Raw genomic sequence first — 14,522 nt, 5'->3', positions numbered from 1 at the left:
GTTTCCTTACTTATTGAAATTATTTTGTTAGCAACAGTTTTTTCCTTTTTGAATTGGCGGACATGGAACCGTTCCAAAAGAACAATACACACAACAATCTCCTTCATTCGGTTTCAAAACCGTTTTACAATTCTCGCACTCGTAGAAAAACTGACAAGCGTTTGTTGGCATCTCTTCAACTTTTTTATGTTTACAGTTTGGACAAGTAATTTCTGATTTTAATATAACTTCCATTAGTTCTATTTTTTGTTAATTACTTTATAACCTGTTGCGTTAATAGCAATTTCAATTTCAGCTTCATTGGTTTTAGTTCTGTCGAACTCAACAACTGCATTTCCATTTTCGTAGGACGCTTTTGAGCTTAGAATTCCATTAAGTTTATTTACTTCGTGATTTACATGCTCTTCACAACTCGTACAAGTCATTCCGCTGATTTGAAATTCAGTTGTTTTAATTTCCGATTTGTCAACTACGACTATTTGCTTCTCTGTATCTGAATAAAAAATTCCTGAATAGAATGGAAAAGCCAACATCACAATTGCAAAAAGAGTTACTATTCCTAAAAACGTTTTTGACTGTATAAATTTTGAATTTTCTTCAATATCACATTCGCAGTCAATTTCCTTTTGAGGTTTTAGTTTTTGATACCAAGCAAAACCAAGAATTAAAATTGTTAACCCTATTAGATAAGGTCTAAAAGGTTCTATCCAAGAAAACATTGAAGCAATCCCGCTTGTACCTGCAATCATTGCTAAAACAGGTGTTATACAACACAATGAAGCTGCGATTGCTGAAATTAAACTCGTCCCTATTAATTTACTTTTCATCATTATTGTACTTAATTAAAACAAAGATGAGTTAAAATACAATGCAACGGAAGTGCATTTATAATCCACTACATTTATCACAAACACCTTTTATAACCAAGTTTATGTCTTCAGAAATAAATCCATCTGGTACTTTAATTTGAGGAATTTTATGTTCTGTTAAACAAATGGTTACATTACAGTTATTGCAATGAAAATGTAAATGCAAATCAGTTTCAATCTCACAATTGCATCCCTTTTCACACAGCGCATATTTTGTAATGCCTGTGCCATCATCTATTTGATGCACAATCGCTTTTTCTTCAAAGGTTTTTACTGTTCTATACAATGTAGTTCTATCTGCTTTTTCAAAAGCGTTTTCGATATCACTTAATGTTACCGCTACTTGTTTCTCAGCAAGAAACTTATAAATCAATAAACGCATTGCTGTAACACGTATGTTTTTTGACTCTAAAAGTTGTTCTATTGTTTTCATAATCTAATGTTCGTGTTCTGCTTCTCCTTTTTTCATTTCAGCAATAAGATAGTAGGCATTGTTATAAGCGAATTTTGTAGCTTTATCTTGTTCTTCAGTAAATTGAACTGCTATCCAATTACCATCTTTTTCTCCTAAAAGCACTTCAATAGGTTTAAAACTCCAATTTTCATTTTCTCTTTCTACTGAAAACACATAAAATCTATCGCCTTCTTTTATAATAGCACTTTCTGGTAATGCATTAGTTTCTGCATTCTCAACTTGAATTTTACCTTTTATATACATTCCTGGAATTAAATTCCCTTTTTTGTTTTCAATTTCAGCATGTACGTGAAGGGCTTTGGGATTATCTTCAAAAGTTTTACTTACCGAATAGATTTCTGCTGTAAGATCTTCGTCTGTATTAGATTGTAAATTGAATATCACTTTTTGACCTTTCTTTACTTTATAAACGTCTTTTTCAAACACCATTAAATCTGCATGAACGTGATGCGTGTTTACGATTTCGAAAAGTTCGGTTTGTGGTTCTACATATTGTCCTATTTTAACCTCAACTTTTTGGACAAAACCATCTATTGGACTACGTAATGATATACTTTGAGCAATTGTTCCTTTTTGTACAGATGACGTGTTTATGTTTAATAGTCTCAATTGCGCTTCCAACCCATTTACCATAGCTTTAGAGGCATCATATTCTGCTTCGGCTTTTTGAAAACTTGCACCAGAGCCAACTCCTGCATCATATAATTTTTGCTGACGTTCATAGTTCTTCTTTAAAAAATTACTGTTGCTAAAAGCATTCAAATAATCGGTCTGCATTTTTATAATATTAGGATGTGATAGATAGGCAACCACTTGACCTTTATTAACTTTATCGCCTTCAATAACTTTTATCGATACCACATTTGCACCAACAACAGACGTAATAGCCGCTTCGTTTTGTGGTGGCACTTCCAATGTGCCATTAGCTTCTACATAACCGCTCATATTACGCAATGCTAAGGTGTCTGTTTTCATTTTTAAGGCATCAAACTGTTGCTGTGATAGCATCACTTCTTCTTCATCACTATGAGCTTCTTCAGCTTCTGGCTTTGCATCTTCATTGTGTGCATGACCATCGCCTTCTTTTTGGCTTTCTTTATTTCCACAAGCAACAACTAAAAGCGAAACTGTTAGTAGTGCTAAGATTATATATCGTGTGTTTTTCATTTTCTTATTTATTAAAATATTGTAGTTGAAATGTACTTCCTAAATAATTTATTAATGCTTCTTGAGCTTGTAATTCAGATTGAATAGCTTCTTTTATGAGTTGTGTAAATCCTGTATAATCTATCTCTCCTTCTTTATAGGCAAATAAAGCACCCACTTTTTGTTCTTTCACAAGTGGTAACACTTCATTTTTATAGAAAAACCAAGACGTCTTCCATTTTTGATAATTCTCTTTTGATTGTATAAACTTGGATTGTAGGTCTTGTTTTTTGAACTGAATGTTCGTTTCGGCAATTTCAGTATCAATTTTTGCAGTTTTAACTTTTGCTTTATTAGTACCTGACAAAAAAGGAATTGAAATACCTGCTTGATAGGTGTAAAACCCTGAATTTCCATTTACGTTTTGTAATCCACCTTGAAGATTTAACTTGGGTAAATTATCAGCTCTTGCAGCCTTATATGTTGCTTCTGCTTCTGTTACTTGTAATTGTGCTATACCATATAAGGGATGTTCTTCTAGGTTAAAAGTATCAACATCAATTTCGTTATTAATTTCGAAATCATTAGGAACAGTATAGAAGGTATCAGAAATCAGCCATAGATTTAACTGTTGTAGTGCAATATCATATTCACTTTTTGATTGCATAAATTTATTTTGAATCTGTAATGCTTGATTTTTAGCTGCTGCATATTCTAGCCTTGAAATGGCTTCTACTTCATAATTTAATGCTACTGCTTTTTCAAAGTTGGTATAAATTGAATCTAACTCTTTATACAAATTATAATTCCTTTTACTCTGCAAGGCATTTACCCACGCTTTCTTCACTTCCAATTCTAAATCTAATTCTGAAAGTTGAAATACTTTTTGGGCTAATTGAATACGTTGTTCCTGCAACCGTTTTTTAGCAGAAATACCAAACACATCGATATTGGATTGACCAAGCCCTATAGTGGTATAAATACCGTTTCCATTATTAACTTCTTCGCCTCCTGTAAAAATTTGAGTTGTACCAAAATCATAAGCTGTACTTTTTAACTGCTCTTGTTTGGTAACTTCTAATTTCTTTTGTTTTAAAAGCGGGAAATTTTCTTTTGATAATATTACCGCTTCTTCCATTGATATTACAGGAAGTACATCGCTATTTTGTTGCGCATTGATATTAATGGGTAGCATAAAAAACAATGCTATTATAGCAGTTACAGTAACCACTTTTTTGTTCGTTCTAAATTTCAAAGGTTTTGCTTCTACCCAATGATATAATATAGGTATGATAAACAATGTTAGTAAGGTAGAAGTTAGTAAGCCACCTATAACAACAGTTGCTAATGGTCGCTGAACTTCTGCACCAGCTGATGCTGAAATTGCCATAGGTAAAAAACCTAAAACATCTGTAAAAGCAGTTAACATAATGGGTCTAATTCTTCGTTTTGTGCCTTCTATAATTCTATCTTTAAGGTTGGTAACACCTTCTTCTTTCAATTCATTTAATCCACTAATCATTACCAATCCATTTAAAACCGCTACACCAAATAATACTATGAATCCTACGCCTGCCGAAATACTAAATGGCATATCCCTTAACCACAATGCTACTATACCTCCAATGGTTGCCATTGGGATGGCGATATAAATCATTAAGGTTTGAGGCAACGATTTTAATGCGAAGTAAATAAGTACAAAAATGAGTAATAACGCTAGTGGTACTACAGTTTTTAATCGGTTACTGGCACGCTCTAAATTTTCAAATGCACCACCATAACGAATGAAATAACCAGATGGCAATTCAAGGTTAACATCTAATTTTGATTTGATTTCAGCCACTAACGATTTTACATCACGCCCTCTAACATTAATTCCAACATAGGTTCTTCTGTTTGTATTATCCCTGCTTATTTGCATTGGGCCTGCTTTGTAGCTTATATCTGCAACTTCCCGAAGTGGAATTTGAGTACCAGACGGTAAGTTGATGTACAAATTTTGAACATCTGAAATATCCTTTCGATTTTGGGAATTCAATCTTACCACTAAATCGAATCGCTTTTCGCCTTCAAAAATAATTCCTGCTGTACCTCCTGCAAAAGCCGATTGAACGATTTGATTCAACGTATTTATTTGCAGTCCGTATTGTGCCAATTTATTTCTATTGTAAGTAATGGTCATTTGTGGTAAACCTGTTGTGGCTTCCGCTTTCATATCTCCAATACCATCAGTACCAGCAATAATTTTAGATATTTCTTCTGCTTTTTGAGACAGTACATTTATATCTTCTCCGTAAAGCTTTATAGCAATATCCTCTCTCACACCTTCTAGTAATTCGTTGAAGCGCATTTCGATAGGTTGTGTAAATTCATAGTTAACACCAGGAACCATTTCAATCGCTTCTTTCATCTTCTCTATCAATTCATCTTTTGTAGTGGCTGTTGTCCATTCGCTTTTTGGCTTCAGAATCACAAAAACATCGGCTAAATCCATCGGCATGGGATCTGTTGGAATTTCGGCAACACCAATTCGACTTACAATTTTTTCAACTTCTGGAAACTTTGCTTTTACAATTTGTTCAATTTTTGTAGTTGTTTCAATCGTTTCTGTAAGGGAACTTCCTGGTTTTAAAATGGCGTGAAATGCAATGTCGCCTTCATCTAATTGTGGAATAAATTCGCCACCCATTCTTGTAAACATAAAAACTGTAATTCCGAAAAGCACGACAGCAATGCCTATAATCCATTTTCCTTTTTGTATTGCTTTAACTAATAAAGGTTGGTATTTGTCTTCTACCCAATGCACAAATTTATCGCCATAAGATTTTTTGTCTGACTTTGGTGCTCTTAAAATCAAGGCAGACATCATTGGCACATAAGTCAAACAAAGCACCATGGCGCCAATCATTGCAAAAATGAAAGTCAATGCCATTGGTTTAAACATTTTACCTTCAATGCCTTCTAATGCCAAAATAGGTAGGAAGACAATTAGAATAATTAGCTGACCGAAAAACGCAGCATTCATCATTTTTTTTGAAGCATTAGAAGCCACTTTATCCCTTTCTTTTACTGAAAGACTTTTCTTTTTTAATACTTGGGATGCAATTAGGAATACCGTACTTTCTACAATAATTACGGCTCCATCTACAATGATTCCAAAATCTATTGCTCCTAAACTCATTAGATTAGCCCAAACATCAAATACATTCATAAGTATAAATGCGAACAATAACGATAATGGAATAGTGGATGCCACTATTAAACCACCTCGCCAATTTCCTAATAAAAAGATGAGTACAAATATTACTATTAATGCGCCTTCAATAAGGTTTGTTGCTACAGTTGATGTAGTTTCTGCTATTAATTTACTTCGGTCTAATAAAGGTTCGATAATCACACCTTCTGGTAATGACTTTTCTATTAGAGCCATGCGCTCTTTTACATTCTCGATAACATCGTTTGAATTTGCGCCTTTAAGCATCATTACCAAACCGCCTACAACTTCGCCTTCGCCATCTTGTGTTAATGCACCATAACGAATAGCTGAACCAAATTGTACTTTGGCAATATCGCCAATAGTTATAGGAATATTATTGACGTTTCTTACTGTGATTTTTTTAATATCATCCAAACTACGCACTAAACCTTCGCCACGTATAAAATTGGCTTGATGGTTCTTTTCGATATATGCACCACCTGTATTTTGATTGTTGTTTTCTAGAGCCTCAAAGATATCGGTAATTGTTAATCCGATTGCTCGCAACTCATTTGGATCAACAGCGACTTCATATTGCTTAATTTTTCCGCCAATAGCATTAACTTCAACAACACCTTCTACCATTGCCATTTGACGTTGTACAATCCAATCTTGCATGGTGCGCAAATCAGTAACTGAATATTTCTCTTTGTATTCTGGTTTGACTTTAAGTGTGTATTGATATATTTCTCCTAGACCAGATGAAATAGGACCCATTGAAGGTTCTCCAAATCCCTCGGGAATTTGTTCTTTGATGTCGTTGAGTTTTTCAGCGACTAATTGACGTGGCAGATACGTTCCCATATCATCGTCAAAAACAATGGTAACAACTGATAAGCCAAAACGAGAAATTGAACGAATTTCTTGGACATTAGGTAGATTGCTCATTGCTACCTCTACTGGATAGGTTATGATTTGCTCAATATCCTCTGTTCCTAAATTTGGTGCTTGCGTAATGACTTGTACTTGGTTGTTGGTAATATCTGGTACCGCATCTATAGGTACTTGAGTCATACTCCAAATACCAGCTCCAACAATGGTAAGCGTTAGCAAACCAATAATGAATTTGTTATTGATTGAAAAATCAATGATTTTATTAATCATAGAATTATAGTTATAATGAATTTATAAATAAAGAATAGTTACCAAAGAGTATCGATGGTAGCATAGATTTATAATACACCTGCGTAGCAGGTGTTCATTACACTTGTGGTGGTTGTAAAACGGAATTCGTGAAGTCTTTTTCTGAACCGCTTAGGTATAAAACATCTTTTGTGGAAATAAAAGATAATTCTAATTTTAAATCCGGTATATCAAAATGCACAGCACTTACATGGCAGCATTGACAAATACAAAAAGGCGAACATAAATCTGAATCTTGATGTTGATGGTCATTGTCCATTCCTTGTGAAATTTCTGTTTGAACCTCATTATCAAGCGTAACATTATCTTCGCAGGGTGCTAAATTAAGCGCGAAAATATAAATTGATAATATAAAAGCTAAAAATTTCATCGTAGCAAAGATATAAATTATTTAATGCAATGGTATTGCAAATAACGTTAGTATGATTTTTTTATAATAGAAGAGCCTTAAATAACAAGGCTCTTCTATATTTATTATTAATGGTCATGGTCTGAATGACCCTCTTCCTTTATCTCCTTATTGATTCATCATCATTTCGTGGTCGTATTGACAACATCCTGGTAGGTTACTGTAAGCATCTTCATCTCCTGAAACTTTTTCTGTATCGTAACCTGATGCTGCTATTGCTTTGTGAATTGCCATTGCATCTGTTTTAGCATCATCAAAAGACACATCTATTTTCTTTTTATCGACATCCCATGTTGCATTAGCAACACCTTCAACTTTGTTAGCAGCTTTTTCGATAGTTTTTTTACACATTCCGCAATTACCTCTAACACCAAAAGATATGTCTACCATAGCCATGTCTTTAGATACTTCCGTTTTTGTTTCTGTTGTTTCTTGCTTGGTTTCGTTTTTACAACTCGTTAAACCTATAGCCATAATTACAGCTACACTTAAAATTACTTTTTTCATTGTTAAAAAATTTAATTGTTATTATTTGATTTTTATTATTCTATGACTTGTTTTACTTCTCCACAGGTTAGCATTGCACCACCAAAATATGGATTGATTACTTTTTCTTCCCTGCTCAACCAGTACGCACCAATGTTATCGTCTACCATCGGACAAAACTCAACAAAGACTTTTTCATTGATACCAAATGTCTGAATCGTGCTAATTAAATGTGATGAAAGATGCTTAAAATGATTTCGTTGTGATTCAATATTTGATGCATTTGAAATTGATGTGGCAGATGCTTTTATTTCTTTTTCTAATGACATCCAATGACCATGAGCCTCTTTATCTTTTAATAGCTTCATATCAACTTTAGATAAATTACCCAGTAGTCTTTTTGATTCTGTTAATACGTTATTAGATTCATCTTTAAGTAAAGCATCTTTTAATTTGATATAATCATTAAAAACGACTTTCAATTGATTCTGAAAACCCTTGGACACTTTTACCCTCTCATTCATATTAGAATGATTCGCGTTATTTGCTGAAGGATTATTTTCCATTCCAAGATGTCCTTCATGACCAGTCATAACTTTTCCACCTTCTTTATTCATCATTGATTTTTTACCTTGTAATTGCGCTGCTCCATCTACGGTAAATGTTCCATTTGTTACTATCTCATCGTCAATTTTCAAACCATCTAACACTTCGTAATTATCGCCAATTTGATTACCTAATGTAATTTTACGCATTTCAAAAACAGGTTGAGTAGGGTCTGTTTTTATATAGACAACTGAACGTTCTCCTGTCCATAAAACGGCTGTGGATGGAATGGCCAATACTTGTTCTTTACTTGAAGTCATTCCTTTAATTTTTCCTTCAACAAACATTCCTGGCTTAAAAGTGTCCTGTTTATTATTGAGTACCGCTCGTAATTTCACAGTTCTTGTTCGGGTATCTAAAACAGGGTGCATAAAATCTACTTTAGCTTTAAATTCTTTATTAGCATAAGCATTTGTAGTGACTGAAATCTCTTGTCCTTTTTTAAATAAATCGATTTGATTTTCATACACATCAAAATTTGCCCAAACTGTACTTAGATTTGCTATTTTGAGCAAAGGTTGGCCTTGTTTGATATAATCGCCTTGTTCTACTAATTTTTCAGAAACTGTTCCTGAAACCGTTGCATAGACAGGAAAGTTTTCTTTAACCTTACCAGAAGTTTCAATTTGATTTATTTGATTTTCTGAGAGCTTCCACAATTTTAATTTGTTGCGCACAGCTTTGTATAATGCAGGTTGTGATTCTTTTAATGAAGCTGCTGTAATAAGTTCTTGTTGTGCTGCATATAATTCGGGCGAATAGATAGTTGCCAATAACTGCCCTTTTCTAACTTCCTCGCCTGTAAAACTCACATTTAGTCGTTCTATTCTTCCTGAAAAATAACTGACTTGAACGGCATTCGCTTCTTCATTCTCTACAATTTTCCCTGATAGTTTAACTGTATTATCTTTAGCTTTACCATTACCAACAATTGACGTTTGAATATTTGCTAATGCCATAGCGTTTTCTGTAAGCTTAAACTGGTCTGCTAATAATCCTTCAGAACTACTTTCCGCAGGAATTAAATCCATACCGCAAATTGGGCAATCGCCAGCTTCTGGTTGCATAATCTGTGGATGCATGGAACACGTCCACATTTGATTAGTTTCTACTGTTGCTTCGTGATTGTGTTCAGTTTCTTTAGAAGATGAATTACCAAATAGAAACCATCCTAACAAGAGTCCAATTGCTAATATTCCGAAGTAAATTATATATTTTTTCATTTTCTATATTTTAATATTTCTTAATCTTAATGCATTCACTATTACTGACACCGAACTAAAACTCATGGCTAATGCAGCAATCATTGGCGACAATAAAATGCCAAAAAATGGGAATAAAACACCTGCTGCAACAGGCACTCCTAATGTGTTGTAAATGAGTGCAAAAAATAAGTTTTGTTTAATATTTTTCATCACAGCATGACTTAAATTTTTTGCTTTTACAATACCGTGTAAATCTCCTTTTACCAAGGTTATCATAGCACTTTCAATAGCTACAGATGTACCTGTACCCATAGCGATACCTACATCACTTTTAGCAAGTGCTGGTGCATCATTAATACCATCGCCCGCCATAGCAACAACTTTTCCTTGGTTTTGTAGTGTCTCGACTTCTTTGAGTTTATCTTCAGGTAACATACTGGCTTTAAAATCTGTAAGATTCAATTCTGTTGCTACTGCTTGTGCTGTGTCATGATTATCGCCAGTTAGCATGATGACTTCAATACCTTTGTCTTGAAGTTCCTTAATGGCTTTGGCGCTAGTCCCCTTAATTTTATCTCCTATAACTACATAACCAGTAACTGTTTTATCAATTGATAAATAAGAAACTGTCTTTCCTTGTTTTTGATACGTTTTAGCTTCTTCCTCCATTTGAGAGGTTATGGCTGCATTGGCATAATCCATCATCTTAGGATTTCCTAATGCTATTTTTTTATTATTAATAGTAGCTTCTACACCTTTACCTGTAACTGCGCTAAATGCATCTGATTTTAAAATTTCAGAATTTTGTTCTTTTCCATATTTAACTGTAGCTTCTGCTAATGGGTGTTCGCTATTGGTATTTAATGAAACGATATATTTCAGAATGTCATTTTCGCTAAAATCAGCATCAAAAGAACCTACTGTTTCAACGGTTGGTTTTCCTTCTGTAATTGTTCCTGTCTTATCTACAATTAGCGTCGTAACCTTATCCATTTTTTCAAGTGCTTCGGCATTTTTAATCAATACACCATTTTGAGCACCTTTACCAACACCAACCATTACAGACATAGGTGTTGCCAATCCTAACGCACAAGGACAAGCTATTATCAAAACAGCAATAGCATTCACAAAGGCATAAACATAAACTGGTTCTGGTCCCCAAATTGCCCAAACTGCAAAAGTTAGTAATGAAATAATGACCACAACAGGCACAAAATAACCTGATACTTTATCGGCTAAATTCTGAATTGGCGCACGACTTCTACTGGCATTGTTAACCATATGAATGATTTGAGAGAGTAGCGTATCACTTCCTACTTTTTCCGCTTTCATCAAGAATGATTGATTTCCATTAATTGTTCCGCTACTTACTTTATCATTTACTGTTTTATTAACAGGAATTGGCTCTCCAGTAATCATAGATTCGTCAATAGTTGTTTCGCCTTCTGTTATCGAGCCATCCACAGGAATCTTATCGCCTGGTTTTACTTTTAGAATGTCACTTAATTCAATAGCATCAATGGTTACTTCAATATCTTCGCCATCTACTACTTTTATAGCTTTATTGGGTGCTAACTTTAACAATTCTTTTACTGCCGAATTGGTTTTACTATGCGCACGAGCTTCTAAAAGCTGTCCTAAAAGCACCAATGTTAGAATAACGGTTGCTGCTTCAAAATAAACGTGTACTGCTCCAGATTCCGTTTTGAATTGACTTGGAAAAATATCTGGAAAAAACATGCCAAAAACACTAAATAACCAAGCTACACCAGCACCTATTCCAATGAGTGTAAACATATTAAGATTCCACGTTTTTATACTTTTATAGGCACGTTCAAAGAATATCCAAGTAGCATAAAATACAACTGGAATGGATAATGCGAACTGAATCCAATTCCAATATTTTTGTTCCATGATGTCGTACAATGGATTGTTATTGAGCATTTCGCTCATAGCCATTAAGAATATTGGTAATGTGAATGCAGTTGCTGTCCAAAACTTCTTCAATAATTTTTTATAGGTCTTTTCTTCTGCTGAAACATCTGGTTGCATTGGCACTAAATCCATACCGCAAATAGGACACGAACCTGCTTCATCTTTTACAACTTCTGGGTGCATTGGACACGTCCATTGTTCAGTTGTAGCTGTTGTTAGATTTTGTTCTTCGACCAAATCCATTCCGCAAACAGGACAATCTCCTGCTTTATCATAAGTTTTATCGCCTTCGCAATGCATAGGGCAATAAAATGTACCTGTGCCTTTCGCTTTTGGTTGACTTTCCTTTTTATCTTGTAAATGGTGATGATGTTCATCTTGATTATGGATACTGTATTTCCCACCATCATTTTTTAAGACTTCTTGAAATGTTTCTATAGGAATATGCGATTCCATTTCGATTGTAGCTTCTGCCTTTTCTAAATCGACTGTTGCTTTTGAAACACCTTCCACTTTAGAAAGTGTTTCTTCTACGTGACTGCGACAACCGTTGCAAGTCATTCCGTGTATGTGATATGTGTGTTTCATTGTTCACTTTTTTAAATTAAAATCTTACCAAAAGTCCACCACCCCAACCGTATCTGTTGTTATAGTTGCCTTGTATTGAAAAATTTCGTGATAAAATATAAGAAGCTCCAACTAACCATTGGGTTTCGCCTTGATAGGATGTATTCCCTATATCATTGACCCAACCAAAGTCTGCTCTGTATTCATATTCGCCCTCTAAAAAAAGCCTTGGAAAAAGTAACAGTTCTCTATCTAAACGGATTCTTGGGCGCAGTTGATGGTCCATACTCACATCTACATTAAATCTATAGGGTGTAAAATATTTAACACCAACTAATCCTACGGTATTAAACGTGTCATAAGAATCTGGTGTTGACGTTTCGGTATTTACACCTGCATACACGCGCACCCAATCATTTAAGTATCGGTTGTAATTTACTTCTACTTCAGCATTTTGGTCGTAGTCAAATTCGGTACGCAAGCCAAATTCATTTCTAATATTACTGGACATAAGGTTTAATTCTGTAAAATTTGAACCTGCACGAGCTCTTCCCCAAGAATAATAATGGTCTGTTTCATTGATGAGTTTTCGAACTGGATAGGCTTCCATTCTTTCATCCCTTGGTGTATCATAGCTAAATACTCTTGCCATACCACCCATCATATGATATAATACGTGGCAATGAAAAAACCAATCGCCATATTCTTCGTTATAAAATTCAATAATTACTTTTTGCATTGGTGGCACATTAACCGTATGTTTTAATGGCGAACGTTCTCCATTTTCGTTAATAACTCTAAAATAATGACCGTGAAGATGCATTGGGTGGTACATCATTGTTAAGTTATTTAAGGTTATTCTGGTTACTTCTCCACCTTTAATTTTAATCTTATCGGTTTCGGATAACGGCACACCATTTATACTCCACACATAGCGTTGCATATTACCCGTTAAATTGAGTAAAAGGTCATTTACAGGTAAATCTGCCTTATAAGTTGTATTTTCTTTTGCCTTTAAAAAATCATAGTTAAAATATGTTTTACGTGTATTGTAATCAAACGACGAACTGTCTTTTGGCATCATAGACATATTATGGTTCATTGGCATAGAATCCTTTTTCATATCCATCTTTTTGTTCATTTCCATTTGCATATGATTATTATTCATATTCATAGGTTTTTGGTCGTCCATTTTCATACTCATTTGGTTATCCATCTTACCATCTTGCATCGACATCTTATTATTCATATCCATATTCATCTTGCCATCTTTCATATCCATTTGCATTCCATACCTTTTCATTAAAGCTTCAGGTGTATTTTTCTTTTGACTACCTACCATTGCAGGTGCTCCCATTTTCATATCCATTTTAGCCATTTGCTTCATCATCGCAACTTTGTCTGGTCTATCTATTACAGTTGCGGGAAAAAGTTTGCCACTTCCCAAACGAATGGATGTACTGCCAGAACCATCTTGTGTGGTTGCTGTTACTTCCAATGTACCATTTGGAATAGTCACTATTACATCATAGGTTTCTGCAATACCAAAGAGAAACCTGCTTTTATTGACTGGTGTGACATCAACACCATCGCTTGATACGATTAATGGGTTACCTGCTCCAAAATCCATCCAATAATAAGATGAGGCAGAGGCGTTGATAAAACGAAGTCTTACTTTTTCTCCAGATTTAAACTCTGGATATTCCGCCAATTTTTTACCATTAGATAGAAAGGCAGGATAATAAATATCAGCAATATCTGCGCCTTCCATTCTATCGCGCCAAAACTTAAATTGCGCGCTTAATGCATCTTCTTTTATAACTCTACTTAACGGTACAGCTGTTCCTTTTTTAATTTGATACCATTCGTTACCTCGTTTAAGGTTACGAAGCACATTCATTGGTTTTTCATTTGTCCAATCCGAAAGAACTACGACTAAATCTGTATCATATTCCAATGTTTTTTCTTTAGGCTGAATAACAATTGAGCCATATACTCCTTTCTGCTCTTGTAACATTGTATGAGAATGATACCAATACGTACCAGATTGGTTGATAGGGATTCTATATTGAAATGTTGTACCAGGTTTTATTGGTGGCGTTGTTAAATAGGGCACACCATCATAAAAATTAGGAAGAATTAATCCGTGCCAATGCACAGAGGTTTCTTCATCCATTTTGTTGGTAACATTAATAATGGCAAGGTCTCCTTCATTAAATTCTAAAACTGGCCCAGGAATACTACCATTGATAGTCATACCCTTTGCAGTTACACCAGCAAGTGTCATTTCATTTTCTTCTATAGTGAGGTTATACTCTTTAATATTTCTTCCTTCTTCGTTTCTGTCATCGCCATTTGTACCTACTTGGGCAAATGCGATTGACGTTAGGAATAAAAGAAGTATTGTGTTTAATGTTTTCATTTT

At 34.4% G+C, this 14,522-nt stretch carries 10 protein-coding genes; all 10 read right to left on the bottom strand.

Going from position 1 to position 14,522, the window contains the following annotated elements; genetic code table 11:
- Nucleotides 1–27 precede the first annotated feature (27 nt).
- Nucleotides 28–234 (bottom strand): GDCCVxC domain-containing (seleno)protein, encoded by a 207-nt coding sequence (locus Q0842_RS06005; RefSeq protein WP_298495483.1) that lies wholly within the window; start codon nucleotides 232–234, stop codon nucleotides 28–30.
- A 5-nt stretch (nucleotides 235–239) separates the two neighbouring features.
- Nucleotides 240–827 (bottom strand): mercuric transport protein MerTP, encoded by a 588-nt coding sequence (merTP, locus tag Q0842_RS06000; RefSeq protein WP_298495786.1) that lies wholly within the window; start codon nucleotides 825–827, stop codon nucleotides 240–242.
- 58 nt (nucleotides 828–885) lie between these two features.
- Nucleotides 886–1,302 carry a transcriptional repressor gene (locus tag Q0842_RS05995; protein WP_298495481.1) on the bottom strand — a complete coding sequence of 139 codons (417 nt, stop codon included), beginning with the start codon at nucleotides 1,300–1,302 and terminating at the stop codon, nucleotides 886–888.
- Between the two features lie 3 nt (nucleotides 1,303–1,305).
- A complete protein-coding gene (locus Q0842_RS05990) occupies nucleotides 1,306–2,511 on the bottom strand; it encodes an efflux RND transporter periplasmic adaptor subunit (protein ID WP_298495479.1) in 1,206 nt (401 codons plus the stop codon).
- 4 nt (nucleotides 2,512–2,515) lie between these two features.
- Nucleotides 2,516–6,850, bottom strand: a complete 4,335-nt coding sequence (locus Q0842_RS05985) for a CusA/CzcA family heavy metal efflux RND transporter (RefSeq protein WP_298495477.1) — start codon at nucleotides 6,848–6,850, stop codon at nucleotides 2,516–2,518.
- 97 nt (nucleotides 6,851–6,947) lie between these two features.
- Entirely contained in the window at nucleotides 6,948–7,259 is a 312-nt protein-coding gene (locus Q0842_RS16380) for a DUF6660 family protein (protein ID WP_069831881.1), read from the bottom strand.
- 147 nt (nucleotides 7,260–7,406) lie between these two features.
- The gene (locus Q0842_RS05975) at nucleotides 7,407–7,805 is read right to left on the bottom strand and encodes a heavy-metal-associated domain-containing protein (protein WP_203255968.1); all 399 of its coding nucleotides are present in this window, start codon (nucleotides 7,803–7,805) and stop codon (nucleotides 7,407–7,409) included.
- 35 nt (nucleotides 7,806–7,840) lie between these two features.
- Nucleotides 7,841–9,613 (bottom strand): efflux RND transporter periplasmic adaptor subunit, encoded by a 1,773-nt coding sequence (locus tag Q0842_RS05970; RefSeq protein ID WP_298495466.1) that lies wholly within the window; start codon nucleotides 9,611–9,613, stop codon nucleotides 7,841–7,843.
- A gap of 3 nt (nucleotides 9,614–9,616) precedes the next feature.
- Nucleotides 9,617–12,118, bottom strand: a complete 2,502-nt coding sequence (locus Q0842_RS05965; protein ID WP_298495463.1) for a heavy metal translocating P-type ATPase — start codon at nucleotides 12,116–12,118, stop codon at nucleotides 9,617–9,619.
- Between the two features lie 16 nt (nucleotides 12,119–12,134).
- Nucleotides 12,135–14,519, bottom strand: a complete 2,385-nt coding sequence (locus tag Q0842_RS05960; RefSeq protein WP_298495461.1) for a multicopper oxidase domain-containing protein — start codon at nucleotides 14,517–14,519, stop codon at nucleotides 12,135–12,137.
- Between the last annotated feature and the right edge of the window lie 3 nt (nucleotides 14,520–14,522).

It is taken from the genome of uncultured Algibacter sp., from assembly GCF_947495675.1.
In the GTDB taxonomy this organism is placed as follows: Bacteria; Bacteroidota; Bacteroidia; order Flavobacteriales; family Flavobacteriaceae; genus Algibacter_B.
This window is presented reverse-complemented; position numbering and strand designations above follow the sequence as displayed.

Bases quoted from the DNA above. Each gene is read 5' to 3' on its own strand.
- Q0842_RS06005 (WP_298495483.1), bottom strand. From the start codon at position 234: ATGGAAGTTATATTAAAATCAGAAATTACTTGTCCAAACTGTAAACAT.
- Q0842_RS16380 (WP_069831881.1), bottom strand. From the start codon at position 7,259: ATGAAATTTTTAGCTTTTATATTATCAATTTATATTTTCGCGCTTAAT.
- Q0842_RS05990 (WP_298495479.1), bottom strand. From the start codon at position 2,511: ATGAAAAACACACGATATATAATCTTAGCACTACTAACAGTTTCGCTT.
- Q0842_RS05960 (WP_298495461.1), bottom strand. From the start codon at position 14,519: ATGAAAACATTAAACACAATACTTCTTTTATTCCTAACGTCAATCGCA.
- Q0842_RS05970 (WP_298495466.1), bottom strand. From the start codon at position 9,613: ATGAAAAAATATATAATTTACTTCGGAATATTAGCAATTGGACTCTTG.
- Q0842_RS05995 (WP_298495481.1), bottom strand. From the start codon at position 1,302: ATGAAAACAATAGAACAACTTTTAGAGTCAAAAAACATACGTGTTACA.
- merTP (WP_298495786.1), bottom strand. From the start codon at position 827: ATGAAAAGTAAATTAATAGGGACGAGTTTAATTTCAGCAATCGCAGCT.
- Q0842_RS05975 (WP_203255968.1), bottom strand. From the start codon at position 7,805: ATGAAAAAAGTAATTTTAAGTGTAGCTGTAATTATGGCTATAGGTTTA.
- Q0842_RS05985 (WP_298495477.1), bottom strand. From the start codon at position 6,850: ATGATTAATAAAATCATTGATTTTTCAATCAATAACAAATTCATTATT.
- Q0842_RS05965 (WP_298495463.1), bottom strand. From the start codon at position 12,118: ATGAAACACACATATCACATACACGGAATGACTTGCAACGGTTGTCGC.